Origin of the sequence: Phenylobacterium sp. (assembly GCF_035475775.1) — a bacterium.
GTDB lineage: Bacteria > Pseudomonadota > Alphaproteobacteria > Caulobacterales > Caulobacteraceae > Phenylobacterium.
Map to the genome: position 1 here is coordinate 1 of NZ_DATIMC010000078.1, position 23,525 is coordinate 23,525.

Consider the following 23,525-nt stretch of genomic DNA (forward strand, 5'->3'; position numbering starts at 1 on the left):
CTGCTGCAGGTCGAGATTCTGCTTGTAGCGGGCCTGCGGCGTCTCGAGCGGGCGCCCGGTCTTCAGGTCGATGCCCGTCGCCCAGGTGACCGGCACGTAGTTCTTGGCCGAGATCAGCTTCCCGTTGGTGCGGTCGAGCACATAGAAGAAGCCGTTCTTCGGCGCCTGCATCAGCACCTTCCTGACCTGACCGCCGATCTTCAGGTCGGCGAGGATCATCGGCTGCACGGCCGAGTAGTCCCAGCTCTCGCCGGGGTTCACCTGGTAGTGCCAGACGTACTGGCCGGTGTCGGCGTTGATGGCGAGGATCGAGGAGAGGAACAGGTTGTCGCCCTTGTCGCCCGAGCGCTGCTCGCGGTCCCAGGGCGTGCCGTTGTCGACGCCGAAGTAGATGAGGTTGAGCTGCGGGTCGTAGACGATGGCGTCCCAGACCGTGCCGCCGCCGCCGACGATCTTCCACGCGCCTTCCGGCCAGGTGGCGTCGGCCTTCTCCTTCAGCACCTTGTCGGAGGGTTGGCCGTCCGGCGCGCCGGTGGGGTTCGGAAGCGTGTAGAAGCGCCAGTCGAGCTTCCCGGTCTGGGCGTCGTAGGCCGCGAGGAAGCCGCGCACGCCGTACTCGGCGCCGGACTCGCCGATCAGCACCTTGTCCTTCACGACGCGCGGCGCCTGGGTGATGGTGAACGGCTTGGCGGGATCGCCGACCTGAGCCTGCCAGACGACGTCGCCGTCCTTGGCGTCGAGCGCGATCAGCCGCGCGTCCATGGTGCCGACGTAGACCTTGCCCTTCCAGACGGCGACGCCGCGGTTCACCACGTCGCAGCAGGCGTCGTAGCCCTTCCGGCCGTCGACCTTGGGATCGTAGCTCCACAGGAGCTTTCCGGTGGCCGCGTCGAACGCGTAGACCTTGGACCAGGCGGTCGTCGTGTAGAGCACGCCGTCCACCTCCAGCGGCGTGGCCTCCTGCCCGCGATCGGTGTCGAACTGGGCGTACCAGGCGAGGCCCAGCTGGCCGACGTCGCCGGCGTTGATCTTGTCGAGCGGCGAATAGCGCTGTTCGGAGTAGCCCTTGCCGTAGGAGACCCACTCGGCGTTGCTGTCGGCCGCTGCGATCCGCGCGCCGTCCACGTTGCCGGCGGAGGGGGGCTTCTGGCAGGCGGCCAACCCCGCAGCCAGAGCCAGAGCCAACCCGAGCTTGATCGAACGCATGACGCCCTCCCCCGGCCACTAGCTGGACCTTGCGGAGAACTATGCGCGGACCGCTGCTCCCGGCAAGCGCTCCGCGGCGTCAACCAGCAGCCCGGCGATGCGCTCGGCGGCGGCGGCCAGGTCGGCGGGGGTGACGCCGGCCATCTCGATCGTGGCCAGGCGCGGGCGCTCGTCCCCGCGCGCCGAGCGGCGATAGGCGGGATCGTAGTGCAGCTCCATGAGCGCGGCGGCCAGCGCCTCGAACTCGCCGGCCTCGGCGAGCGTGCGCCACTCGGCGAGGCGCTTGCGGCCCGGCCGGTCTGGCACGCGGGCGAGCACCTCATCCAGAGCGGCGCGGTCTTCGGTGATCTCGCGGTAGGCCGATACCAGGTAGCGGGCGCGGGCGGGCGCCGGCGCGGCGACCTCGATGCGCGGGGCGGACTCCATGGCCCGCCACAGAGCCGGCGGCAGCATCAGCTCGCCGATCTTGCTGGATTCGGCCTCGACCAGCACCGGACGGGCCGCATCGAGGCCATCGAGCTCCGAGAGCAGCCGGGTTTCGAACATCTTCTGGCTGGGCTGCGCCACGCCCGGCAGCGCGCCGAACAGCGACCCGCGATGCGCCGCCAGGCCCTCCAGGTCCAGCACCTGGACGCCGCGCCGGGCCGCGAGATCCAGCAGCTCGGTCTTGCCGCAGCCGGTGGCGCCGCCCAGGAGCACGATTCGGTGCGGCAGCTCGGCCTGATAGAGCCGGGCCGAGACGTGACGCCGATAGGTCCGGTAGCCGCCGGCCAGCACGGCGGTCCGCCAGCCGATCTGGGAGAGGATGGTGGCCATGGCGTTGGACCGCTGGCCGCCCCGCCAGCAGTAGATCAGCGGCTGGAATCCGCCGTCCTTGTCGGCCAGCGCGCCCTCCAGGTGACGGGCCACGTTGCGGGCGATCATCGCCGCCCCGACCCGCCGCGCGCGGAAGCGGCTCTCCTGGACGTAGATGGTCCCGACCTCGGCCCGCTCCGCGTTCGAGAGCACGGGCAGGCTGACCGCGCCGGGGACGTGGTCCTCCGCGAACTCGGCCGGCGAGCGGGCATCGATGAGCATGTCGAAGCGGGCGAGGCTCGCCGCGTCCGCGCGCTCTACGATCTCGATCGGCACTTCAAGCTCGCCCTTCGGCTTCCGCGTCGCGGTTCCTATACTGGACCCATGAGCCCGCTCGACCAAAGCCCCGCGCCGGCGCCCGTCCGCCTCACCTCTCTGGCCCACGGGGGCGGCTGCGGCTGCAAGATCGCGCCCGCCGTGCTGCAGGCGATCCTGAAGGGCGTGCCGGCCGCCGCCGCCTTCCCCGACCTGCTGGTGGGGACCGAGACCTCCGACGACGCCGCGGTCTGGAAGCTCAGCGACGAACAGGCGCTGGTGGCGACCACCGACTTCTTCATGCCGGTGGTCGATGATCCGTTCGATTTCGGCCGCATCGCGGCGGCCAATGCACTGTCCGACGTCTACGCCATGGGCGCGAAGCCGATCCTGGCGCTGGCCATCGTCGGCATGCCGCTGGACAAGCTGCCGGTGGAGACCATCGGGCGCATCCTGGCGGGCGGCGCGGCGGTCTGCGCCGAAGCCGGCGCGCCGGTGGCGGGCGGCCACTCGATCGATTCCCACGAGCCGATCTACGGCCTGGTCGCGCTCGGCCTGGTTCATCCCGACCGCCTCGTCACGAACCGGACCGCGCGCGCCGGCGATGTGCTGATCCTGACCAAGGGGCTGGGCGTGGGCGTGCTGTCGGCCGCCTTCAAGCAGGACCGGCTGGAGCCGGCCGGCTACCAGGCCCTGATCGCCTCGACCACCCAGCTCAACGCCGTGGGCCCTGAGCTCGCCGCGACCGCGGGCGTCCACGCCATGACCGACGTCACCGGCTTCGGCCTGCTTGGCCATGCGCTGGAGATGTGCCGCGGCGCGGGGCTGACGGCCGAGATCGAGGCGGCGGGCCCGGCCCTGCTGAGCGGCGTGGAGGCGCTCGCCAGGGCGGGCGTGCGCACCGGCGCCTCGGCCCGCAACTGGGCGAGCTACGGCGCCGCCGTGCAGCTCCCGGCGGAGTTCGCGGAGTGGCGGCGCGACCTGCTCACCGATCCGCAGACCAGCGGCGGGCTGTTGGTCGCCGTGGATCCGGATCGGGCGCAAGCGGTGCTGCAGCTCGTCAGGAGCCGCGGCTGCGCCGAGGCCGCCGTCGTCGGCCGCTTCACGGCCGGCCCGCCGGAGGTCCGCGTGCGCGGTTGAACCTTCCGCGTTTCAAGGGGTTCTGCACCGCGTCCAGGTCGGACATGAGAGATGTAGCCGTCGATGCCACATCATTCGGGCCGTTGGGCGGGGGTGTTCCTGGCCGCGGCCGCGGCCTGCACGGCGCCGGCGGCGCTCGCCGAACCGAAGGGGGTCCAGCCGGGCGACCAGGGCCTGGACCTCGGCCTGCTCGGGCCCCGCATCCCCGACGTGCTGAAGCGCGCCGCCGCCGACCCCTACGCTCCGCCCGCCGCGCCGGCCTGCGTGACCCTGCCGCAGGAGCTCGCCCAGCTCGATGCGCTGCTCGGCCCCGACATCAATCCGCCGAAAGCCAGGACCTTCTCGCCGACCGACTGGGTGGGGCATGCGATCCGCGGCGCCATTCCCTATCGCAGCTACATCCGTTTCCTGACCGGGGCCGACCGCAAGGAAAAGGCGCTCTCCCGGGCCGCCATGGCCGGCTGGGCGCGCCGCGGCTTCCTGAAGGGCCTGGCCGCCAAGCTGGATTGCCCGAGCCCCGTCCAGACGGCCGAGGCGGCCCCGCCGCCGGCCCAGGCTGAGCCGGGCGCGCCGGAGATGCCCGCCGCGGCGACGGTCGAGGCCCCCGTGCTCATCCCGGCGGCCAGCCTCGGCGGCGGCGCCGAGGCGGCCCTGATCCATCCGGCGGACGTGAGCGCGCTGCAGGCCGTGCAGCCGCCCGAGCCGACGGACGGCCGTTAACCCCCGACTCAGGCTTCCGAAACCCGGCCTTTACCCCTCGCCTGTATCAAAGCGACACAAAGAGCCGCGTCCGATGCGAGGCGACGGCCGGTGTGTCAGGTGGGTGTGTTCAATGGCCAAAACCGTCCTCGTCGTCGATGACGACCCGACCCAGCGTCGCCTGATCCAGGCGGTGCTCGAGCGCGACGGATTCGCGGTCGCCCACGCCGAGAGCGGGGACGAGGCGATCTCGCGCCTGGCGGCCGTCGGAGCCGCCGACGTGGTCCTGCTCGACCTCGTCATGCCCGGCGCGTCCGGCCAGGACACGCTGCAGGAGATGAAGGCCCGCGGCTTCCCGCAGCCGGTCATCGTGGTCACCGCGACCGGCGGCATCGAGACCGTCGTCCAGGCGATGCAGGCCGGCGCCGTCGACTTCTTCGTCAAGCCCGCGAGCCCGGAGCGGATCATCGTCTCGATCCGCAATGCGCTCTCAATGGGCGCCATGAAGAGCGAGGTCGACCGGCTGAAGAAGCATGCGACCGGGCGGACGACCTTCGACGACCTGATCGGCGCCTCGCCCGCCATGCTGATGGTCAAGCGCCTGGGCGAGCGGGCGGCCAAGTCCTCGATCCCGATCCTGATCACCGGCGAGAGCGGCGTCGGCAAGGAGGTGATCGCGCGCGCCGTGCACGGTTCCTCCGAGCGCGCCGGCAAGCCCTTCGTGGCGGTCAACTGCGGCGCCATTCCCGAGAACCTCGTGGAGTCGATCCTGTTCGGCCACGAGAAGGGCAGCTTCACCGGCGCGCACGAGCGGCACCTGGGCAAGTTCCAGGAGGCGAACGGCGGCACCCTGTTCCTGGACGAGGTCGGCGAGTTGCCGCTCGACGTACAGGTCAAGCTGCTGCGCGCCCTGCAGGAGAGCGAGATCGATCCGATCGGGGCCAAGCGGTCGATCAAGGTCGACGTGCGCATCGTCTCGGCGACCAACCGCGACCTGTCGCAGGCGGTCAGCGAAGGCCGCTTCCGCGAGGATCTGTTCTATCGCCTGAACGTCTTCCCCGTGGAGGCGCCGGCGCTGCGCGAGCGCAAGGCGGACATCGCCCCGCTGGTCGAGCATTTCGTCCGCCGGTTCAACGTGGAGGAAGGCAAGTCGGTGGTGGGCGCCGCGCCCGAGACCATGGCCTGCCTCAGCGCCTTCGACTGGCCCGGCAACGTCCGGCAGCTGGAGAACGCGGTCTATCGCGCCATCGTCCTGGCCGATGCGCCCTATCTGCAGCCGCACGATTTCCCGGCGATCTCGGGCGTGGCGGCGCCGCCGCCGGAGCCGGTCGCGAACCAGCCCGCCGTGAAGCCTGCGATGGCCGCAGCGCCTGGAGCGCCGGCCGCCGGGGGGCCCCCGCCGCCGGTCCGCATCCTCGACGAGCGCGGCCATCTGCGCACGCTGGAGGAGATCGAGCGCGACCTCATCCAGCACGCCATCGAGGTCTATGCCGGCCACATGAGCGAGGTCGCCCGCCGGCTCGGGATCGGCCGCTCGACGCTCTATCGCAAGGTCCGCGAGAACGGCCTGGAAGGCGTCCTGAAAAGCGTCGAGGCGGAGGACGAAGCCGCCGCCTAGCCGGTTGCGATCCTTGCGATTTCGCGCTGGGGGCCATCGGCGGCTCGCCCGGTTGCGGTGTTTCGAGTTGCGATGCGCTGAAAGCGTCCTACGTGCGGCCGATGCTGGACGACCTGCCCGATCTCGCCAACTATGTTGCGGTGAAGCCCGCGGCCGACCATGACCAGATGGTGGCGGAGGCGCGCAAGGCGGTGTTCATGGTGGTCGTGACCCCGTGACGGGTCGCGTCGGGAGACGTGTAGCCTTTTGTTGAAGAAGCTATCCTCACGCATCCTGCTGGCGGCCGGGCTGCTGTTCGTCGCGGCGGGACTCGGCCTCCGCGCCCTCGCGCCGCAACTGGCGCACGGCGATGCGTCGGACTTCGGGATCGGCGCGCTGGTCGGCCTCGGGCTGGCGCTCGAGGTGCTGGCGCTGGTCAAGATGCGGAAACAGCGCCGCGCGTCCTAGGCGCTGGACCCGCGCCGCAATCTCCTGCGCTGCGGCGGGGCCTTTTCGCCCTTCGCCTTGGCGGCGATCTCCTTGAGCTTGACGTGCTGCAGCGCCGAGAGCGCCTCGCCCGGCGCGCCCTTCTCCGGATCGCCGAACGCCCGGCCGTAGGTCCTCACCCGGCCCGAGACGCTGTCCAGGAACTCGCCCTCCCAGTCGGAAAGCTTGACGCCGGCCGTCTCGGCGAGGCGCCGCGCGCGCTTGAGCGCGTTCAGCGCGGCCCGCTTGGCCTGCGCCTTCCGGTCGGGCGGCTTGCGCTTCAAATCTCTCCGATCGCCGAGAGGTAGAGGTCCAGCAGCGCCTCTTCCTCCTGCCGCTTGGCGCGGTCCTGCTTCCTGATGCGCACCACCTTGCGCAGGGTCTTGACGTCGAAGCCGTTGCCCTTGGCCTCCGCGAAGACCTCCTTGATCTGCTCGGCGACCTCGGCCCGCTCCTGCTCGAGGCGCTCGATGCGCTCGATGATGCTCTTCAGCTGCCCCTGGGCGGTGGAATTGAGCACGTCGATGTTCGAGCTGTCGTCGGCCATGGTCAGAGGTCTCGCGATCCGGATGAGCGGGCGACCCTAGCGGCCGCGGTCCGGCGAGTCAGGGGCCGCGCGAACCTTCGCCTGTGGAGAACTGTTGAGGCGCATCGACGCGGGAGCCCCTTCATGCCGGATTCAGCCAAGACCCGCCCCAGCCAGGCCGACGCCGAAGCCGCGGTGCGCACGCTGATCGAGTGGGCCGGCGACGATCCCGACCGCGAAGGCCTGCTGGAGACGCCCAAGCGGGTGGCCAAGGCCTACCGCGAGCTGTTCCAGGGCTACGAGGCCGACCCGCGCGACTACCTGCAGCGGACCTTCGAGGAGGTCGGCGGCTACGACGAGCTGGTGCTGATGCGCGACATCCCGGTGGTCAGCTTCTGCGAGCACCACATGCTGCCGTTCCTGGGCCGCGCGCACGTCGGCTACCTGCCGGCCAGCCGGGTGGTCGGCATCTCCAAGCTGGCGCGCGTGGTGCACGGCTTCGCCCGGCGGCTGCAGATCCAGGAGAAGCTCACCGCCGAGATCGCCGAGGCGATCTGCGACATCCTGAAGCCCAAGGGCGTCGGCGTGGTGATCGTCTCCGAGCACAGCTGCATGACCATGCGCGGGGTGAACACGCCCGGCACGCGGCTGACCACCAGCCACCTGCTGGGCGAGGTGCGCGACGATCCCCGCACCCGCCAGGAGTTCTTCGATCTGGTGCGCGGCGTGGGCTGAGGGCATCAAAGCGAAGGATCCGAGCTTCTCCCTCGGCGGGAAAGGAACAAAGATAGAACTCCAACACCCCGCAGTCAAGCTCCGATCAGGCTCGTGACGGGGGCGGCGAACGCGGCTATTCGCTGGCGCGCAGGCTGCGAGGAGGCCCATGGCGCCGCTGGTGATCGCGCTCGTGCTCGGCTCGGCCGTGCTGCACGCCAGCTGGAACGCCATGCTGCGCTCCGGCGCCGACCGGCTCTGGTCGATGTCGGTGATGTGCGCGATCTGCGCCCTGGTCGCCCTGCCGGTGACCTGGATCGTCCCGCCGCCCCTGCCGGCGAGCTGGCCCTATCTCGCCGGCTCGGCGGCGGTGCAGGTGCTCTATGCGCTGTTCCTGGTCAGGGCCTACCGCACCGGCCTGCTGGCGCACGTCTATCCGATCGCCCGCGGGACCGCGCCGCTGCTGGTCACCCTGGGCGCGGCGGTGGTCGCAGGCGAGCAGCTCGCGCCGCTCAGCCTGATGGGCGTGGTGCTGGTCTCGGCCGGCATCATGGCGATCGCCTTCGGCCGCGGGCGGCCCGACGCGGGCTCCCTCCTGGCGGCGGTCGCGACCGGGGTGTTCATCGCCGGCTACATGGTGATCGACGGCCTGGGCGTGCGGCTCTCGGCCCATCCGATCGGCTACGCGGCCCTGCAGGACGTGGTCGCCGGCGCGCCCATGCCGTTCGTCTACATCGCGATCCGCCGCGAGTGGCCGGCCATCAAGCCGTCGCGCGAGCTCGCCAAGGCCGCCGGCGGGGCGGTGATCTCGGTCCTCGCCTATGGCGTGGTGATCTGGGCGATGAGCCGCTCGGCCATGGGCCAGGTCTCGGCGCTCCGCGAGACCTCGATCCTGTTCGCGGCCCTGATCGGGGCGTTGTTCCTGAAGGAGCGGCTGACGCTGCGCCGCCTTTTGGGCGCAGCGATGATCGCCGGCGGCGCGGTGGCGCTGTCGGTGGGCTAAAGCAGACCGCGCGCTTCCAGCGCAGGCCTGAGCGCCGCGGGATCGGTGAAGTGATGGACATCGAAGCCGAGCGCGCGGGCGGCTTCGATGTTCCTGGCGCTGTCGTCGATCAGCAGCAGGTCCTGAGGCGCATAGCCGAACCGCTCGCAGGCCAGACGATAGATCGCGGGATCCGGCTTGATCACCTTTTCCAGGCCCGAGGCGACATAGGCGCGAAGCCGCCCGAACGCCGGGCTGATGGCGAGCGTGCCGGCCAGCGTCTCGGCGGAGATGTTGGAGAGCCCGAACTGCGGGACGCCGCGGTCGTGCAGCGCCTCGATGGCCGCCTCGGTCTCGGGGATCGCGCCGGAGAACATCTCCCACCAGCGGTCGCGCCAGGCCCAGATGGCCGCCTCGTGCTCGGGATGCCGCGCGATCAGCTTTGCGCAGTTTTCGGTGAAGGTGATCGCGCCGCGGTCCATCTCGACGTTCCAGGCGGGCGTGCAGACCTCGGCCAGGAAGCGGTCACGCTCCGGCGGATCGGGGAAGATCTTGGAATACAGGGTGCGGGCGTCCCAGCGGACGATGACGTTGCCGAAATCCCAGACCACCGCCTTGGGACGAACCCCCGGCATGGTCGCGGCCGCGCTCAGCCCTGCTTGGCCTTATAGCGCGGGTCGGTCTTGTTGATGATGTAGACCCGGCCCTTGCGGCGCACGAGCTTGCAGTCGCGATGACGCGTCTTGAGCGACTTGAGCGAGCTTCTGACCTTCATGACCGTATCGTCTGGTTCGGGCTGGATAAGGAGCCCGTCCGGGCGCCGACAAGAGCGCGGGCATATACGGGGCGGACGTGTCCAAGTCAACGTCGCCGAGCGACTTGCGTCTGTCCGCATTGAGGCCCGAATCACGGCTAATCTTGGCGACGATGCGCTTCCGCAACCTGCTGATCCTGTTGGCGCTCGCCGGGTGCGCGGTGCAGCCGACGTACGCGCCGCGGCCGCCGGCGACCAGGGCGCCGCCCGCTTCCCCTGCGCAACCGGCTCCGCCGCCCCCCGTCGCGGCCGAGGCGCCGCCGCTCGTGCGGCCGCCCACCGCCTCTGGCGACCAGGTGTTCGACGCCTGGGCCGCGGACTTCTACCCGCGCGCCATCAAGGCCGGGATCAGGCCGGAGGTGTTCCTTCGCGAGTTCGCCGGCCTCGCGCCCGACCCGCGTGTGGCCAGCCTGGACACCCGCCAGCCGGAGTTCTCCAAGCCGGTCAGCCAGTACATCGAAGGCGTGGTGACCGAGGGACGGGCGGGCGTCGCGCTCGCCAAGCGCGCCGAGGTCCCGCAGCTCGACCGGATCGAGCAGACCTATGGCGTGCCCAGGCAGATCCTGATGGGCGTCTGGGCGATGGAGACGGGATTCGGGGCGATCCAGGGCGACTTCGACGTGATCCGCTCGATGGCCACCCTGGCCGCCCAGGGCCGCCGCCGAAGCTGGGCCGAGGGCGAGCTGATCGACGCGCTCAAGATCATCCAGTCCGGCGAGTGCTCGCGAAGCCAGCTGCACGGCTCCTGGGCCGGCGCGATGGGCCAGACCCAGCTGATCCCCTCGATGTTCCTCTCGACCGCGGTGGACGGCGACGGCGACGGGCGGCGCGACATCTGGGGCTCGCCCGCCGATGCGCTGGCCTCGGCGGCCAACCTGCTGGCCAAGGCCGGCTGGGTGCGTGGCCAGAGCTGGGCGCGCGAGGTCAGCGTCCCGGGCGGCTTCGACTGGAGCCTGTCGGAGGGCCCGAAGCTCACGCCGGCCGAATGGGCCGCCAAGGGCGTGGTGCGCGCCGACGGCCTGCCGTGGAACGACATCGACCAGATGGCGCAGGCGCAGCTGGTGGCGCCGGCGGGGGCCAGCGGCCCCGCCTTCCTGCTGTTCCCGAACCACTTCGTGATCCGCCGGTATAACAACAGCCTGGCCTATGCGCTCGCCGTCGGACTGCTGGCCGACCGCTTCTCCGGCATGGGGCCGCTGGTGCGGCCGTGGCCCGCGGAGACCCCGCTCTCGCTTGCCGACCGGATGACGGCGCAGCGCGCGCTGGCGGCGCTGGGCTTCGATCCCGGCGCGCCGGACGGCGTCGTGGGCCTGAAGACCCGCGCGGCGCTGCGCGACTGGCAGAAGGCGCGCGGGCTCACCGCCGACGGCTATCTCTCCGTCGCGATGGTCCAGCGGCTGAAGGCCGAGACCGAGCCGCCGACACCCTCGGTGCTCCCAACTGCGTCCCAGGCGCCCGCGCCGAGCCGACCCGAGCCGCAGCCCGTCAGCCCGCCGACTCGTCCGAGCGCTCCAGCCCCGCAATCGTCGAGGCCGACGCCGGCGCGGGCGTCGGATCCGCCCGCCGCAGCGCCCCGTTGAGGAAGGCGTAGGCCAGCAGCCCGGCCAGCAACAGCATGTTGAGCGCGAAGGGCGCGGCGTGGCTCGTCTCGTAGAGCCGCACGAAGGCCGGCGCGAGCACGGCGTTGATGCCGTTGACCGCCGCGATGCCACCCGCCACGCGGGCCTGGTCGCGCCCCTCGACCGCCAGCGAGGAGCCCGCCGTGAAGCCCGGTCGGGCGAAGCCGAAGCCCAGCGAGGCCACCGCATAGCCCGCCACCACCGTCCAGTAGTCGGTCGACAGCGCGACCGTGAGGTTGCCGAGGGCGGCCACGGCCGCGCCCCAGCGGAGCAGCTGGCGCGGGGTCATCTCGAACATCCGGATGATGCCCCACTGGGCCAGCAGCCCGGCCACCGCCCCGAACGCCATGGCGATGGCGATCGGCCGCTGGGCCTCGATCGGCGAGAGCCTCAGCCGGTCGATGATCAGGAAGCCCAGGGTCTGCTGCTGGCCGGTCTGGCAGGTGGCGATCACGAAGCCGAAGACCATGAACGGGATGACCCGGCCGTCGCGCCACAAGGGCGTGGGCCTCGCCTCGCCGGGCGCCGGCGCGCGCCTGACCTGCGGCGTCCAGTGGCTCTCCGGCAGGTGTCGCCAGACCACGTAGAGCATGGCCGCGGCGATCAGCGAGAAGGTGAAGAGCGGGCCCGCCAGCCCCAGGATCGGGAAGATGAACAGCGGCGCCAGGAAGGGGCCGATGACCGTGCCGAGACCGAAGGCGCCGGCCAGTCCCGCCATCGAGGAGGTGCGCTCCTCCGGGCCGGTGTGGTCGGCCACATAGGCCTGGGTCGCCGGATTGGAGGCCGAGCCGAACAGCCCGAACAGCGCCCGCGCGAGCAGGAACAGGCCGAAGATCGCCAGCGGCGCGGCGAGATGGCGAAGCCCGGCGCTCACCACCGCCCCGCAGAGCGACATGGAGACCATGAAGCCGGCCAGGCCCAGCATCATCAGCGGCTTGCGGCCATAGCGGTCGGAGGCCCTGGCCCAGAACGGCGAGGCCGCCGCCCAGAGCACCGCCGAGAGCGAGAACACCGCCACCACCAGATAGTCCGGGATGCCGATCGAGCGGCCGATGGCCGGCAGCACCGAGATCAGCCCGGTGTTGCCCAGCGCAGTGGCGATCGAGACCGCGAAGATGATCGCGAGCGCGCGCTTGGGAAGGCCGCTCTGGGCGGCGGGGCTGGCCATGGGCGGGGCCTTAAGGCTCAGGAGGCGAGGAGGCAAACGGTGGTTGAATCCTCTCCCGCGAGCGGGAGAGGGAAGGGTGAGGGCCGGCTCGTGAAGACGGTTCGCACCGGATGCGAACCCTAGGGCTCGCGACCTCAAATCCGGAGGTGGCCCGGCCGGCCCTCACCGACCCTCTCCCAAGCCGATGGCTCAGGAGAGGACGTGACCCGCTCACCGGCCATTAAGCATTAACCCCGATGCTCTCCGCCACCTCTGGGGGAGTGCATGTTCCAGATCATCGGCATCGTAGTGCTGTTCGCGATGGTGTTCGGCAGCTTCATCATCTCGGGTGGGAAGCTGGCGGTGATCCTGAGCGCGCTGCCGCACGAGCTGATGGCCATCGGCGGCGCCGGCGTGGCGAGCTTCATGATCGCCAACTCCCTGCCGGTGATCAAAGCCACGGGCGCCAATATGAAGAAGGTGTTCGGCGGGCCGAAGTGGAAGCCGACCGACTACCGCGACCTGCTCAGCCTGCTCTTCCTGCTCACCAAGACCATGAAGCAGAAGGGCGTGATCGCCCTCGAGAGCCATATCGAGAACCCCACGGAGAGCAGCGTCTTCACCCGCTTCCCCTCGGTGATGAAGGACCACTTCGCCGTCGACTTCATCTGCGACACCCTGCGCATGATGACCATGAACCTGGAGGATCCGCACCAGGTGGAAGACGCCATGGAGAACCAGCTCGAAAAGCACCACCATGAATCGCTGCAGCCCAGCCATGCGCTGCAGAGCCTGGCCGACGCTCTGCCGGCGCTGGGCATCGTGGCCGCGGTGCTCGGGGTCATCAAGACCATGGGTGCGATCACCGAGCCGCCGGAGATCCTCGGCGAGATGATCGGCGGGGCGCTGGTCGGCACGTTCCTGGGCGTGTTCCTGGCCTATGGCCTGGTGGGCCCGATGGCCACCCGCATGAAGGAGGTGGTCGAGGAGGAGCTCAGCTTCTACAAGATCATCCAGTCCGTGCTGGTCGCCCACCTGCACGGCAACGCCGCACAGATCTCGGTGGAGATCGGCCGCGGCAATGTCCCCTCCGAGGCCCAGCCCTCGTTCCTGGAGCTGGAAGAGGCGCTCTCCAACATCCCGAACGAGAGCTAGGGCGGCGGCGCCGAAGCGCGGCATAATCCGCCGCGGCGCGCCCTGACGAGGAGAGAGACCATGACCATGGACCGCAAGCTGCTGGCTTCGGCCGCCGCCCTGGCCGCGCTGGTCGCCGCCGGCTGCCACAAGCCCGCCGACAAGACCGATGCGGCGGCCAATGCCGGGGCGGCCAGCGCCCAGGGCTCGGCGGCGAGCGCCGACGCCGCCCAGCGGGCCGCCGCGACCGCGGCGGCCGACGCCGCCAGGGCCGCCAACGACACCGGTCCCGCGCCGCCCCCGCCTGCCGCCGCGCCGACGGCGACCGCAACCTCGCCAGCCGCCACGCCCGCCGCGCCCGCGAAGCGGTGACCTTCGATCCCGATCCGGGTTAGGGAACGCCGCCCACCCTGGGCGCCCTGTTCCCTTGGGCCGGAGGAAGATGCGCGCGCCAGACCCGCCCGGCTCCCGCCCCGTCGTCTGGGATGCCGACGGCCAGCCCCGCTCGCGGCGGTTCGGCGACCGCTACTTCTCGGCCGAGGACGGGCTGGCGGAGAGCCGCGCGGTGTTCCTCGAAGGTTGCGGGCTGCCGCAGGCCTGGCGGGGCCGCCGCCGCTTCGTGGTGGGCGAGCTCGGCTTCGGCACGGGCCTCAACATCGCCGCGCTGCTGGAGCTCTGGGAGCGCAGCCGGGAGCCCGGCGCGCGGCTGCAGGTCTTCACGCTCGAAGCCTATCCGCTGGTCGCGGAGGAGGCGGCCCGCGCGCTCGGCGCCTGGCCCGAGCTCGGCCGCGTGAGCCAACGCCTGATCTCGCGATGGCCGGGCCGCGCGCGGGGCTTCCATCGCATCGACCTGCCCGACCTGGGGGCGCTGATCGATGTCGCGGTCATGGAGGCGGGCGAGGCGCTGGCGGCCTGGTCCGGCGCCGCGGACGCCTGGTTCCTGGACGGCTTCGCGCCGGCGGCGAACCCGGAGATGTGGCGCGAGGAGCTGCTCGCACTGGTCGCCGCCCGCTCCGCGCCCGGGGCGCGGGCGGCGAGCTTCACGGTGGCCGGCGCCGTGCGGCGGGGGCTCGCCGCCGCCGGCTTCGAGGTCGAGAAGCGGCCGGGGTTCGGAGCCAAGCGCGAGCGGCTGGAGGCGCGGCTCCCCGGGCCCGCGCGCGCCGGGCCGCCGCCCGCCCGGATCGCCGTGGTCGGCGCAGGGATCGCAGGCGTCGCGGCGGCGCGGGCGGCCGCGGCGCTCGGAGCCGACGTCGAGCTCATCGACGCCGTCGGGCTGGCGGCCGGCGGCTCCGGCAATCCGGCGGCGCTGGTGACGCCCAGGCTGGACGCCGGCTTGGGCCCGCCCGCCGAGCTGTTCGCCCAGGCCTTCCGGCGCGCCATCCGGCTCTACGAGGCGACGCCCGAGGCGATCGTCGCCCGCGGGGTGCTGCAGCTCGCCGCCAACCCGCGCGACCTCGCGCGCTTCGAGAAGATCGCCGCCTCCGACCTGTTCGAGCCCGGGACGCTCCACCTGCTGAGCCCGGAGGCGGCGAGCGCCCGGCTCGGCGAGCCGGTCCCGGCCGCGCTGCTGCAGGAGGCGGCGCTGGTGATCGAGCCCCGGGCGGCGCTCGCCGCCTGGACGCCGCAGGTGCGGCGCGCCGAGGTCGCCGGCCTCGCGCCTGGGCCCGCGGGCTGGCGGCTCCTGGATGCGGCCGGGCGGGAGCTGGCCGCGGCCGAGGCGGTGATCGTCGCGGCGGGCCAGGCTTCGGCGCGGCTGGTCGCGGACCTGCCCCTGCAGCCGGTGCGCGGCCAGGCGAGCTGGCTGGCCGGCGTTTCCGCGCCCGGCGCGGCCGCCTGGGGCGGCTATGTCCTGCCGACCCGCGAGGGCGTGCTGTTCGGCGCGACCCACGAGCGCGACGACGAGGACGAGGCGGTCCGCGCGATCGAGCACGAGCGCAACCTCGCCATCCTGGCCGCCGCCCTGCCCCGGTTCGCCGCCGGCCTCGAGGCCGCAGCGCTGGCGGGCCGCGCCAGCGTGCGCGCGACCACGCCCGACCGGCTGCCGCTCGCCGGCCGCGCCCCGGGCGCGCCGGCGGGGCTCTTCGTGCTCACCGGCTTCGGCTCGCGCGGCTTCTGCCATGCCCCGTTGCTCGCCGAGTACGTGGCGGCGCTGGCGCTGGAGGCGCCCTCGCCCTTGCCGAACCTGCTCGCGGCCCTGGTCGATCCGCTCCGCTTCGCCAGGCGCGCCGAGCGGCGGGCCGGTTCCTAAGGCGGGCGCGCGGGCGTATAAGGCGGGCGCTTCGAGGGACGCCTCGTTCGAGGACCGAAGAGATGAAGACCACCATCGCCATCGCCATGGCGGGCGCGGCGCTCCTCGCGGCGAGCGGCGGCCCGGGCGCCGTCGCTCGGGACCAGACGCCGGGCTACTCGCCGCAGCAATGCTTCTACACCCGCAACGTGACCAGCTTCGCCGCGCCCGACGAGCACAATCTCTACGTCCAGGTGAACGGCCGCGACGTCTATCACTTCGACATGTTCGGCCCCTGCCCCGACATCGACTGGAACCAGCGCCTGGCTCTGGTCTCGCGCAGCTCCTCGTGGATCTGCAACGGCATGGACGCCGAGGTCGTCACCCACGCCGCCGGCATCGGCCGCCAGCACTGTTTCGTCCGCCACGTGCGCAAGCTGACGCCGGACGAGGTCGCCGCCCTGCCCCGCCGCGCCCGGCCCTGAACGGCGCCTGGCCGCAACGCGCCGCCTGGACTTTCCCGAGCACGTCGCAGGTTTGGTCGGAAAGAATGGTGGACGCGGCTGGGATCGAACCAGCGACCCCTACGATGTCAACGTAGTGCTCTCCCGCTGAGCTACGCGTCCGACCTTCGGGAGGTGCGGGGATATACCGGCGGCCCCAGCCCTTAGCAAGCGGCGCGCCGCTCGTGGCTCAGGCGGCGATCATCCGCTCCACCTCGGCGACGATCTCGCGCAGATGGATGGGCTTCGACAGCACCTTGGCGCCGGGCAGCGCCGCGTCCCCGGCGGCCAGCGCGACGGCCGCGAACCCGGTGATGAACATGATCCTCAGGCCCGGGTGCCTGGCCGCCGCCAGGCGGGCCACCTCGATGCCGTCCAGCCCCGGCATGACGATGTCCGTCAGCAGCACGTCGAAGCTCTCGTCCAGATGCGCGGCCGCCTCGTCGCCATCGGCGCAGGCGGTGACCTCATAGCCGGCGCGCTCCAGGGCGCGCGCCAGGAAGCCGCGCAGGGACTCGTCGTCTTCGGCCAGGAGGATGCGGGGCATATCGGGTTCGGCGGCCAGGTCGCGGGTCGGAAGGCCAGCTTAGGAGCCCAAGCGTAAAGGCGCGATGAACCCTGTCGCCCCGTTGGCGCGGGCCTTTCCCCATGAACCCTTTGACCCTGGCGGGCGCTCAGCGTTCTATGGACGGAATGAACGCCTGGGAGCCGATCGCGGTCGAGGAGCCTGTCGCGCGCATGGAGGCCTTCGAGGTCCGCCGCGCCGCGCCGCACGGAGCTGCGCCGTCGACGCCGATCGTGTTCGCCTCGCCCCACTCCGGCCGGCTCTACCCCGCCGACATGATGGCGGCCGCCGCGCTCGACGCCCAGAGCATCCGCCGTTCCGAGGACGCCTATGTCGACGACCTGATCGCCGCGGGGCCCGAGCTCGGGGTCTCGCTGATCGCCGCCCGCTTCGCTCGCGCCTACATCGACCTGAACCGCGAAGCCTTCGAGCTGGACCCCGGCATGTTCGCCGACGAACTGCCGGAGTTCGCCCGCGCCCGCACCGCGCGGGTGGCGGCGGGGCTGGGGGCGATCGCCCGGGTCGTCTCGGAAGGCCAGGAGATCTACGCCCGCAAGCTCACCTTCGCCGAGGCGAGCACCCGGATCGAGGGCGCCCACCGGCCTTACCACGCCGCGCTCGCCCGGCTGATCGCCGAAGCCCACGCCGCGCACGGATTTGCGATCCTCATCGACTGGCATTCCATGCCGGCGGCCGCGGCCCGGACCGGCGGCCGAGAGCGGCCCTGCGACGTGGTGCTGGGCGACCGGTTCGGCGCGGCCTGCGCCGGCGTGCTGCCGACCCGCGTCGAGCGCGAGCTGGAGTCCATGGGCTACCGGGTGGCGCGCAACACGCCCTACGCCGGCGGCTACACGACCGAGCACTACGGCCGCCCCGCCCGGCGCGTGCATGCCCTACAGATCGAGATCAACCGGGCGCTCTACCTCGACGAGGCGAGCCTCGCGCCGACCGTGGGCTTCGCCGACCTGAAACTCAGGCTGGAGGCCCTGACCCGCACCCTGGCGGACGCCGACTGGTCGGGGCTGAAGCCGAGCTGAGTCTCGAGGGTCTGAGGCGCAAAAAAAGAGCCGCGCCCGAAGGCGCGGCAGTTCTTAGGGAGGAAACGCCCAGGAAGGGCAGAAGCGTCAGCGACGCCTCACAACCTCCATATACTGTGCAGCGCACAAGACCTCAAGCGACGGCGCGCGCGAGAAATGGCCCTTCGCTCGAGCGTTTCGGAAATGTCACACCCTGTCAGGCCTTGCCGCAGGGGAAAACCGCCCCATGTTGCTGCAACGCACAAAGATTGTGAGAATTTCGCGCCGCAGCGTCGCGGGGGCGCGGCAAGGCTGGCCCTGAGCCGCCGCCTCGCCTAAAAGCCCGCCTTCGCCGGCGCGTCACGCCAGTTCCGCGCCCGTGCGCCCAAAGCCCCTGATCCGAATGTCCCTGCGCAATATCGCCATCATCGCCCACGTCGACCACGGCAAGACCACGCTGGTGGATCAGCTGCTCGCCCAGTCCGGGGTGTTCCGCGCCAACGAGGCGCACGCCGAGCGGGCGATGGATTCCAACGACCAGGAGCGGGAGCGCGGCATCACCATCCTGGCGAAGGCCACCTCGGTGCTCTGGCATGGCGCGGCGGGCGACACCCGGATCAACATCCTCGACACCCCCGGCCATGCGGACTTCGGCGGCGAGGTGGAGCGCATCCTGGGCATGGTCGACGGCGCGCTGCTGCTGGTCGACGCCGAGGAAGGCGTCATGCCACAGACCAAGTTCGTGCTCGGCAAGGCGCTGAAGCTGGGCCTCAAGCCGATCGTGGTGCTGAACAAGGCCGACCGCCCGCACGCCGAACCCGACCGCGTGCTGAACGACGCCTTCGACCTGTTCGCCGCCATCGGGGCCAGCGACGCGCAGCTCGATTTCCCGCACCTCTACGCATCGGGCAAGCAGGGCTGGGCGGTCAAGGACCTGCAGAAGGACCCGAAGAAGGACCTCGCGCCGCTGTTCGACCTGATCGTCGAGCACGTGCCCGCGCCGGCGGCCGAGGCGCGCGTGGACGAGCCCTTCCAGCTGCTCGCGGTGCTGATCGAAAGCGATCCCTTCCTGGGCCGGCTGCTGACCGGCCGCGTCGAGGCCGGCCGCGCGATCCCCGGCGCGGCGATCCACGCCCTGGGCCCCGACGGCAAGGAGATCGAGAAGGGCCGGATCAGCAAGATCCTCGCCTTCCGTGGCCTGAAGCGGCAGCCGATCGAGCTCGCCGAGGCCGGCGACATCGTGGCGATCGCGGGGCTCTCGAAGGCCACCGTCGCCGACACGCTCTGCGCGCCGGAGGTGAACCGGGCCTTGCCCGCCCAGCCGATCGATCCGCCGACCATCGCCGTCACCGTCTCGATCAACGACAGCCCGCTGGCCGGCCGCGAGGGCGACCGGGTGCAGAGCCGGGTGATCCGCGAGCGGCTGCTGCGCGAGGCGGAGAGCAACGTCGCGATCCGCGTCTCCGAGACCGCCGAGAAGGACGCCTTCGAGGTCGCCGGCCGCGGCGAACTGCAGCTCGGCGTGCTGATCGAGACCATGCGGCGCGAGGGCTTCGAGGTCTCCATCAGCCGCCCGCGGGTGGTGTTCCAGACCGATCCTGACACCGGCGAGCGCCTGGAACCGATCGAGGACGTGGTGATCGACGTCGACGACGACTTCACCGGCGTGGTCATCGAGAAGCTGTCCGCGCGCAAGGCGGAGCTGAAGGACATGGGCGCGTCCGGCGCCGGCAAGACGCGGCTCACCTTCCAGGCCCCGTCGCGCGCGCTGATCGGCTATCAGGGGGAGTTCCTCACCGACACCCGCGGCTCGGGCGTGCTGAACCGCGTGTTCAGCCACTACGAACCCTACAAGGGCGCGATCGAAGGCCGCCGCAACGGCGTGCTGGTCTCCAACTCCGAGGGCGAGACGGCGGCCTACGCCCTGTGGAACCTGGAGGAGCGCGGGACCATGTTCGTGGGCGGCGGCGAGAAGACCTACCAGGGCATGATCATCGGCCAGAACGCCAAGTCCGACGACCTCGACGTCAACCCGATGAAGGCCAAGCAGCTGACCAACGTGCGCGCCTCGGGCAAGGACGAGGCCGTGCGCCTGACCCCGCCGCGCCGGCTCACCCTCGAACAGGCCATCGCCTACATCGAGGAGGACGAGCTGGTCGAGGTGACCCCCAAGTCCATCCGCCTGCGCAAGAAGGTGCTGAACCCCACCTTCCGAAAGCGCCGGATGCGGGAGGACTGATCCTTCCCATTGCTCCCCCTGTGGGGGAGCTCCGCCGAAGGCGGTGAGGGGGCTTCAGCTCAGAACACGCAGCTGCGACCCGGCGGATGAAACCCCCTCCGGTCCGTTGGACCACCTCCCCCTACGAGGGAGGAACGGGGCTCGAAAGGCTGGTCATCTTCGCGGAGGGGCGGCAAAACCAGCCCATGGCCAATCCGATCTTCGCCAATCTGCCCACAACCATCTTCGAAGAGATGAGCGGGCTCGCCCGTGAGCTCGGCGCGGTCAATCTCGGCCAGGGCTTCCCGGACGATCCGGGGCCCGAGGCGATCCGGGCCAGGGCGGCCGACGCGGTGCTCAACGGCTACAACCAGTATCCGCCGATGGCCGGCCTGCCGGAGCTTCGGCAGGCGGTGGCGTCGCACTATGGCGCGACCCAGGGCCTCGTGCTGGACTGGGCGAGCGAGATCACCATCACCTCGGGCGCGACGGAGGCGCTGGCGGCGGCGTTCCTCGGCTTGATCGAGCCCGGCGACGAGGTGGTGGTCTTCCAGCCGGTCTATGATTCCTACCTGCCGATGATCCGCGCCGCCGGCGGCGTCCCGAAGCTCGTCAGCTTGCAGCCGCCCCACTGGCGCTTCACGCGGGCGATGCTGGAGGCGGCTTTCACCGAGCGGACGCGGTTCGTGGTGCTGAACAACCCGATGAACCCCACCGGCGTGGTGTTCCCGGAGGCCGACCTCGCCCTGCTGGCCGAGTTCTGCGTGGCGCACGATATCATCGCGATCTGCGACGAGGTCTGGGAGCAGGTGGTGTTCGGGAACGCCCGCCACCGGCCGCTGATCGGCTTCCCCGGCATGCGCGAGCGCACGGTCAAGATCGGCTCGGCCGGCAAGATGTTCGGCCTCACGGGCTGGAAGGTGGGGTTCCTGGCCGCCGCGCCGGACCTCACGCACAGCCTCGCCCGAGCGCACCAGTTCCTGACCTTCACCACGCCGCCCAACCTGCAGGCCGCGGTGGCCTGGGGCCTGGAGAACGCCGAGACCTGGTTCCGCGAGATGCCGCGCGACCTCGCCCGTTCGCGCGACCGGCTCTCCGACGGCCTTGAGCGCCAGGGCTTCGCCGTCCTGCCGGCCGAGGGGACCTACTTCCTCAACATCGACCTGGCGGCCTCGGGCGTCGCCATGGACGACCGCGCCTTCTGCCTGCACGCGGTGCGGGAAGCGGGCGTCGCGGCCATCCCCGTTTCGGCGCTCTACGAAGAACAGCCGGTGACGAATATCGTCCGCCTGTGCTTCGCCAAGCGCGACGCCACCCTGGACGCCGGAATCGAGCGTCTGGCGAAGGCGCGGGAGCTGGCCCGCAAGGCCGCGCCGGCCGAAGACCTTCCAGCCAGAGCATGAAGAATGAACCCATGAACGTGATCGCCGACCCCAAGCTGCAGGCCGTGATCGATCGCCTGCAGGCCAAGAGCCGGGCGCAGGAGGCGGAGACCGGCGCCTGGTTCGCGGACCGCGCCAAAAAGGGCGAGCTGTCGTGGGAGGACTTCGACGAGAAATCCCACCGGTTCATGGCCGACAAGCTGGTCGCCCTGGAGCCCGCCAAGGCCGAGTTCTGCTACCTGACCTGCCGCGCGCTCCGGGCCCGCCGGGTGGTCGAGTGCGGCACCTCGTTCGGCGTCTCGACGCTCTATCTCGCGGCCGCGGTGCGCGACAACGGCGGCGGGACGGTGATCGGCACCGAGCACGAGGCCGCCAAGGCCGCCGCCGCCCGGGAGACCTTCGCCGCCGCCGAACTCGACCCGTTCATCGACCTGCGCGAGGGCGACCTGCGCGAGACGCTGCAGGACGTGGGCGGCCCGATCGACTTCGTGCTGCTCGACATCTGGACGGAGATGGTGGTCCCGGCGCTCAGGCTGATCGGTCCGCACCTGCGCCAAGGCGCGGTGATCGTCGCCGACAACACGGCAAGCTCGCACCGCGGCTACGAGGCCTTCTTCGCCTGGCTCGCCGATCCCACGAACCGCATGCGCCACACGACGCTGCCGTTCGACGGCGGCCTGGAGATGTGCGTCAGGGATTGAACCACGGATCACACGGATTTCACGGAAACTCTGTTCCGTGCCGATCCGTGAAATCCGTGGTTCTAATTCTTGAGCTCGCTGTGCGTGTCAGCTCGTGCTGCCGCCGTCGATGACCATGGTCTGGCCGGTCATCCAGGAGCCGGCCCTGGAGGCCAGGAACACCGCCGCGCCGGCGATGTCGTCGGGCTCTCCGAGGCGACGCAGCGGAGTGCCGGAGGAGGCGCGCTTCTCGCCCTCCGGCGTGTCCCACAGCGCCCGGGCGAAATCGGTCTTCACCAGGCCCGGGGCGATGCAGTTCACCCGGATGTTCGAGGGGCCGAGCTCCTGGGCGAGGTTGCGGGCGAGCTGCATGTCGGCGGCCTTGGAGATGCAGTAGGCGCCGATCACCGTCGAGCCGCGCAGGCCGCCGATCGAGGAGACGATGATGATCGCCCCGTCCTTGCGCGCCTTCATCTCCGGCGCGGTGAGCTGGACCAGCCAGTTGTTGGCGACGATGTTGTTGGAGAGGATCTTGTTGAACGCCTCGTCGGTGATGTCGAGCTGGCTGCCGTAGAACGGGTTCGAGGCGGCGTTGCAGACCACGATGTCGATCTTGCCGAACGCCGAGCGGGTCTCCTCCACCAGCCGCGTCAGGTCGTCTTTCGAGGAGATGTTGGCCGGCACGGCGATGGCGTGGCCCGGCCGCCTGGCGTTGATCGCCCCGGCGACTTCCTCGCAGGGGCCCGCCTTGCGCGAGGAGATCGCCACCTTCGCGCCGTGCTCGGCCATGCGCTCGGCGATCGCCTTGCCGATGCCGCGGGAGGAGCCGGTGATGATCGCCACCTTGCCGGTCAGGTCGAACAGCTCGCCCATCTGCAGCCCGGCCCTATCCATCACCTCGCTCATGGCGCGCTCCCGTAAAACGGCTGTTTGAGTGTGCGGCCATTTGCGACGCGGCCGAACGCGAGGTCAAGCGGTCGCGCCGCGGCGGCGCTGCGGCGGAGATCACGGCTTTACGGTCTTGCAGGAAGCCGCTGGGGCCAATAACTGCAAGGGACCAATCTCCGCCGCGAGGTTGCGGCGCCTCGGGCGCCCCCGGTCGCGGCCTGCCCCAAGGAGCCCCGCATGACCCAGTGGCGAGTCTGGCTGGAAGAGGAAGAGCCGGACGAGGAGGAAAAGGGCCGGCTGCCGGACATGCCGATGACCTCCGGGCCGGTGCAGAATGCGCTGTTCAAGTCGCGCACCGTGCTGATCTTCGGCGAGATCGATATGCGGCTGGCGGAGCGGGTCACCGCCCAGATCACCGCGCTCGCCTCGGAGAGCGACAAGCCGATCCGGATCATCATCAACTCGCCGGGCGGGCACGTCGAGAGCGGCGACACCGTCCATGACATGATCAAATTCTGCGGCGTTCCGGTGAAGGTGGTCGGCACCGGCTGGGTGGCGAGCTCGGGGGCGCACATCTACCTGGGCGCGGAAAAGGAGAACCGCCTCTGCCTGCCGAACACGCGCTTCCTGCTGCACCAGCCCACGGGCGGCGTGCGCGGCCAGGCCTCGGATATCGAGATCGAGGCCGAGGAGATCATCAAGATGCGCGAGCGGGTGAACCGCATCATCGCGCGCGAAACCGGCCAGACCCTCGAGCGGATCGACAAGGACACCCAGCGGAATTTCTGGATGAGCGCGGAGCAGGCGATGGAGTACGGCATCGTCTCGCGGATCATCCACCACATCGGCGAGGCTTGAGGTCCGCAACGATC

Annotated in this window: 26 protein-coding genes and 1 tRNA gene; 17 read left to right on the plus strand and 10 right to left on the minus strand. The window is 71.0% G+C overall.

What is annotated here, in order from left to right:
* The coding region (locus tag VLI41_RS09985; protein ID WP_325267927.1) for a PQQ-dependent dehydrogenase, methanol/ethanol family at positions 1-1,206 on the minus strand (1,206 nt) is incomplete at its 3' end.
* 39 nt (positions 1,207-1,245) lie between these two features.
* Positions 1,246-2,337, minus strand: coding sequence for a tRNA 2-selenouridine(34) synthase MnmH (gene mnmH, locus VLI41_RS09990; RefSeq protein WP_325267928.1), 1,092 nt, complete (start codon positions 2,335-2,337; stop codon positions 1,246-1,248).
* Positions 2,338-2,385: 48 nt separating this feature from the next.
* Here mnmH and selD point away from each other — a divergent pair, with 48 nt between their 5' ends.
* From selD to VLI41_RS10015, 5 genes are all read left to right on the plus strand, one after another.
* A complete protein-coding gene (selD, locus tag VLI41_RS09995) occupies positions 2,386-3,456 on the plus strand; it encodes a selenide, water dikinase SelD (protein WP_325267929.1) in 1,071 nt (356 codons plus the stop codon).
* Between the two features lie 63 nt (positions 3,457-3,519).
* Positions 3,520-4,176, plus strand: coding sequence for a hypothetical protein (locus VLI41_RS10000; protein WP_325267930.1), 657 nt, complete (start codon positions 3,520-3,522; stop codon positions 4,174-4,176).
* 112 nt (positions 4,177-4,288) lie between these two features.
* Complete coding sequence (locus tag VLI41_RS10005) at positions 4,289-5,773, plus strand: sigma-54 dependent transcriptional regulator (RefSeq protein WP_325267931.1); 1,485 nt, start codon at positions 4,289-4,291, stop codon at positions 5,771-5,773.
* A gap of 92 nt (positions 5,774-5,865) precedes the next feature.
* Positions 5,866-5,991 (plus strand): hypothetical protein, encoded by a 126-nt coding sequence (locus VLI41_RS10010; protein ID WP_325267932.1) that lies wholly within the window; start codon positions 5,866-5,868, stop codon positions 5,989-5,991.
* Between the two features lie 31 nt (positions 5,992-6,022).
* Positions 6,023-6,220, plus strand: coding sequence for a hypothetical protein (locus tag VLI41_RS10015; RefSeq protein WP_325267933.1), 198 nt, complete (start codon positions 6,023-6,025; stop codon positions 6,218-6,220).
* Here the strand turns inward: VLI41_RS10015 and VLI41_RS10020 are convergent.
* Together VLI41_RS10020 and VLI41_RS10025 are read right to left on the minus strand one after the other, a co-directional pair.
* Positions 6,217-6,522, minus strand: coding sequence for a hypothetical protein (locus tag VLI41_RS10020; protein WP_325267934.1), 306 nt, complete (start codon positions 6,520-6,522; stop codon positions 6,217-6,219). The two genes, VLI41_RS10015 and VLI41_RS10020, sit on opposite strands and share 4 nt — an antisense overlap.
* Positions 6,519-6,785, minus strand: coding sequence for a DUF2312 domain-containing protein (locus VLI41_RS10025; RefSeq protein WP_325267935.1), 267 nt, complete (start codon positions 6,783-6,785; stop codon positions 6,519-6,521). The genes VLI41_RS10020 and VLI41_RS10025 overlap by 4 nt, the downstream gene beginning before the upstream one ends.
* Positions 6,786-6,908: 123 nt before the next feature.
* Between VLI41_RS10025 and folE the strand changes: the two genes are divergently transcribed.
* Positions 6,909-7,499, plus strand: coding sequence for a GTP cyclohydrolase I FolE (gene folE / locus VLI41_RS10030; protein ID WP_325267936.1), 591 nt, complete (start codon positions 6,909-6,911; stop codon positions 7,497-7,499).
* Positions 7,500-7,647: 148 nt separating this feature from the next.
* Positions 7,648-8,481 carry a DMT family transporter gene (locus tag VLI41_RS10035; RefSeq protein ID WP_325267937.1) on the plus strand — a complete coding sequence of 278 codons (834 nt, stop codon included), beginning with the start codon at positions 7,648-7,650 and terminating at the stop codon, positions 8,479-8,481.
* Here the strand turns inward: VLI41_RS10035 and VLI41_RS10040 are convergent.
* Positions 8,478-9,095: an HAD family phosphatase gene (locus VLI41_RS10040; protein WP_325267938.1), complete on the minus strand. Its 618-nt coding sequence runs from the start codon at positions 9,093-9,095 to the stop codon at positions 8,478-8,480. The genes VLI41_RS10035 and VLI41_RS10040 overlap by 4 nt on opposite strands.
* Positions 9,096-9,109: 14 nt before the next feature.
* Positions 9,110-9,235, minus strand: a complete 126-nt coding sequence (gene ykgO / locus VLI41_RS10045) for a type B 50S ribosomal protein L36 (protein WP_325267939.1) — start codon at positions 9,233-9,235, stop codon at positions 9,110-9,112.
* A gap of 152 nt (positions 9,236-9,387) precedes the next feature.
* Here ykgO and VLI41_RS10050 point away from each other — a divergent pair, with 152 nt between their 5' ends.
* A complete protein-coding gene (locus tag VLI41_RS10050) occupies positions 9,388-10,854 on the plus strand; it encodes a lytic murein transglycosylase (RefSeq protein ID WP_325267940.1) in 1,467 nt (488 codons plus the stop codon).
* Here VLI41_RS10050 and VLI41_RS10055 read toward each other — a convergent pair.
* Positions 10,760-12,061 carry an MFS transporter gene (locus tag VLI41_RS10055; protein WP_325267941.1) on the minus strand — a complete coding sequence of 434 codons (1,302 nt, stop codon included), beginning with the start codon at positions 12,059-12,061 and terminating at the stop codon, positions 10,760-10,762. The genes VLI41_RS10050 and VLI41_RS10055 overlap by 95 nt on opposite strands.
* 264 nt (positions 12,062-12,325) lie before the next feature.
* Between VLI41_RS10055 and motA the strand changes: the two genes are divergently transcribed.
* The 4 genes from motA to VLI41_RS10075 all read left to right on the plus strand — a co-directional run bounded on the left by motA (position 12,326) and on the right by VLI41_RS10075 (position 15,886).
* Positions 12,326-13,195, plus strand: a complete 870-nt coding sequence (motA, locus tag VLI41_RS10060; protein ID WP_325267942.1) for a flagellar motor stator protein MotA — start codon at positions 12,326-12,328, stop codon at positions 13,193-13,195.
* Between the two features lie 60 nt (positions 13,196-13,255).
* Complete coding sequence (locus VLI41_RS10065) at positions 13,256-13,546, plus strand: hypothetical protein (protein ID WP_325267943.1); 291 nt, start codon at positions 13,256-13,258, stop codon at positions 13,544-13,546.
* 70 nt (positions 13,547-13,616) lie between these two features.
* Entirely contained in the window at positions 13,617-15,422 is a 1,806-nt protein-coding gene (gene mnmC, locus VLI41_RS10070) for an FAD-dependent 5-carboxymethylaminomethyl-2-thiouridine(34) oxidoreductase MnmC (RefSeq protein ID WP_325267944.1), read from the plus strand.
* Positions 15,423-15,484: 62 nt separating this feature from the next.
* Complete coding sequence (locus VLI41_RS10075; protein ID WP_325267945.1) at positions 15,485-15,886, plus strand: DUF6491 family protein; 402 nt, start codon at positions 15,485-15,487, stop codon at positions 15,884-15,886.
* Between the two features lie 66 nt (positions 15,887-15,952).
* Here VLI41_RS10075 and VLI41_RS10080 read toward each other — a convergent pair.
* Together VLI41_RS10080 and VLI41_RS10085 are read right to left on the minus strand one after the other, a co-directional pair.
* A tRNA-Val gene (locus VLI41_RS10080) sits at positions 15,953-16,027 on the minus strand.
* Between the two features lie 67 nt (positions 16,028-16,094).
* Positions 16,095-16,451 carry a response regulator gene (locus VLI41_RS10085; RefSeq protein WP_325267946.1) on the minus strand — a complete coding sequence of 119 codons (357 nt, stop codon included), beginning with the start codon at positions 16,449-16,451 and terminating at the stop codon, positions 16,095-16,097.
* 146 nt (positions 16,452-16,597) lie between these two features.
* Between VLI41_RS10085 and VLI41_RS10090 the strand changes: the two genes are divergently transcribed.
* The 4 genes from VLI41_RS10090 (at position 16,598) to VLI41_RS10105 (ending at position 21,786) form a co-directional block, all read left to right on the plus strand.
* Entirely contained in the window at positions 16,598-17,506 is a 909-nt protein-coding gene (locus VLI41_RS10090) for an N-formylglutamate amidohydrolase (RefSeq protein ID WP_325267966.1), read from the plus strand.
* 382 nt (positions 17,507-17,888) lie between these two features.
* Complete coding sequence (typA, locus tag VLI41_RS10095; RefSeq protein ID WP_325267947.1) at positions 17,889-19,724, plus strand: translational GTPase TypA; 1,836 nt, start codon at positions 17,889-17,891, stop codon at positions 19,722-19,724.
* A 185-nt stretch (positions 19,725-19,909) separates the two neighbouring features.
* Positions 19,910-21,106 (plus strand): aminotransferase, encoded by a 1,197-nt coding sequence (locus VLI41_RS10100; RefSeq protein ID WP_325267948.1) that lies wholly within the window; start codon positions 19,910-19,912, stop codon positions 21,104-21,106.
* An 11-nt stretch (positions 21,107-21,117) separates the two neighbouring features.
* Positions 21,118-21,786: an O-methyltransferase gene (locus VLI41_RS10105; protein ID WP_325267949.1), complete on the plus strand. Its 669-nt coding sequence runs from the start codon at positions 21,118-21,120 to the stop codon at positions 21,784-21,786.
* A gap of 87 nt (positions 21,787-21,873) precedes the next feature.
* On the opposite strand, the gene VLI41_RS10110 is transcribed toward VLI41_RS10105, so the two are convergent.
* Positions 21,874-22,638: an SDR family oxidoreductase gene (locus VLI41_RS10110; protein ID WP_325267967.1), complete on the minus strand. Its 765-nt coding sequence runs from the start codon at positions 22,636-22,638 to the stop codon at positions 21,874-21,876.
* A 252-nt stretch (positions 22,639-22,890) separates the two neighbouring features.
* Here VLI41_RS10110 and VLI41_RS10115 point away from each other — a divergent pair, with 252 nt between their 5' ends.
* A complete protein-coding gene (locus VLI41_RS10115) occupies positions 22,891-23,511 on the plus strand; it encodes an ATP-dependent Clp protease proteolytic subunit (RefSeq protein WP_325267950.1) in 621 nt (206 codons plus the stop codon).
* The last annotated feature ends 14 nt before the right edge of the window (positions 23,512-23,525 follow it).

Bases quoted from the DNA above. Each gene is read 5' to 3' on its own strand.
- typA (WP_325267947.1), top strand. From the start codon at position 17,889: ATGTCCCTGCGCAATATCGCCATCATCGCCCACGTCGACCACGGCAAG.
- VLI41_RS10075 (WP_325267945.1), top strand. From the start codon at position 15,485: ATGAAGACCACCATCGCCATCGCCATGGCGGGCGCGGCGCTCCTCGCG.
- motA (WP_325267942.1), top strand. From the start codon at position 12,326: ATGTTCCAGATCATCGGCATCGTAGTGCTGTTCGCGATGGTGTTCGGC.
- VLI41_RS10115 (WP_325267950.1), top strand. From the start codon at position 22,891: ATGACCCAGTGGCGAGTCTGGCTGGAAGAGGAAGAGCCGGACGAGGAG.
- selD (WP_325267929.1), top strand. From the start codon at position 2,386: ATGAGCCCGCTCGACCAAAGCCCCGCGCCGGCGCCCGTCCGCCTCACC.
- VLI41_RS10025 (WP_325267935.1), bottom strand. From the start codon at position 6,785: ATGGCCGACGACAGCTCGAACATCGACGTGCTCAATTCCACCGCCCAG.
- VLI41_RS10000 (WP_325267930.1), top strand. From the start codon at position 3,520: ATGCCACATCATTCGGGCCGTTGGGCGGGGGTGTTCCTGGCCGCGGCC.
- VLI41_RS10040 (WP_325267938.1), bottom strand. From the start codon at position 9,095: ATGCCGGGGGTTCGTCCCAAGGCGGTGGTCTGGGATTTCGGCAACGTC.
- VLI41_RS10105 (WP_325267949.1), top strand. From the start codon at position 21,118: ATGAACGTGATCGCCGACCCCAAGCTGCAGGCCGTGATCGATCGCCTG.
- VLI41_RS10085 (WP_325267946.1), bottom strand. From the start codon at position 16,451: ATGCCCCGCATCCTCCTGGCCGAAGACGACGAGTCCCTGCGCGGCTTC.
- VLI41_RS10110 (WP_325267967.1), bottom strand. From the start codon at position 22,638: ATGGGCGAGCTGTTCGACCTGACCGGCAAGGTGGCGATCATCACCGGC.
- folE (WP_325267936.1), top strand. From the start codon at position 6,909: ATGCCGGATTCAGCCAAGACCCGCCCCAGCCAGGCCGACGCCGAAGCC.
- VLI41_RS10005 (WP_325267931.1), top strand. From the start codon at position 4,289: ATGGCCAAAACCGTCCTCGTCGTCGATGACGACCCGACCCAGCGTCGC.
- mnmC (WP_325267944.1), top strand. From the start codon at position 13,617: ATGCGCGCGCCAGACCCGCCCGGCTCCCGCCCCGTCGTCTGGGATGCC.
- VLI41_RS10050 (WP_325267940.1), top strand. From the start codon at position 9,388: ATGCGCTTCCGCAACCTGCTGATCCTGTTGGCGCTCGCCGGGTGCGCG.
- VLI41_RS10065 (WP_325267943.1), top strand. From the start codon at position 13,256: ATGACCATGGACCGCAAGCTGCTGGCTTCGGCCGCCGCCCTGGCCGCG.
- VLI41_RS10055 (WP_325267941.1), bottom strand. From the start codon at position 12,061: ATGGCCAGCCCCGCCGCCCAGAGCGGCCTTCCCAAGCGCGCGCTCGCG.
- ykgO (WP_325267939.1), bottom strand. From the start codon at position 9,235: ATGAAGGTCAGAAGCTCGCTCAAGTCGCTCAAGACGCGTCATCGCGAC.
- VLI41_RS10100 (WP_325267948.1), top strand. From the start codon at position 19,910: ATGGCCAATCCGATCTTCGCCAATCTGCCCACAACCATCTTCGAAGAG.
- VLI41_RS10035 (WP_325267937.1), top strand. From the start codon at position 7,648: ATGGCGCCGCTGGTGATCGCGCTCGTGCTCGGCTCGGCCGTGCTGCAC.
- VLI41_RS10090 (WP_325267966.1), top strand. From the start codon at position 16,598: ATGAACGCCTGGGAGCCGATCGCGGTCGAGGAGCCTGTCGCGCGCATG.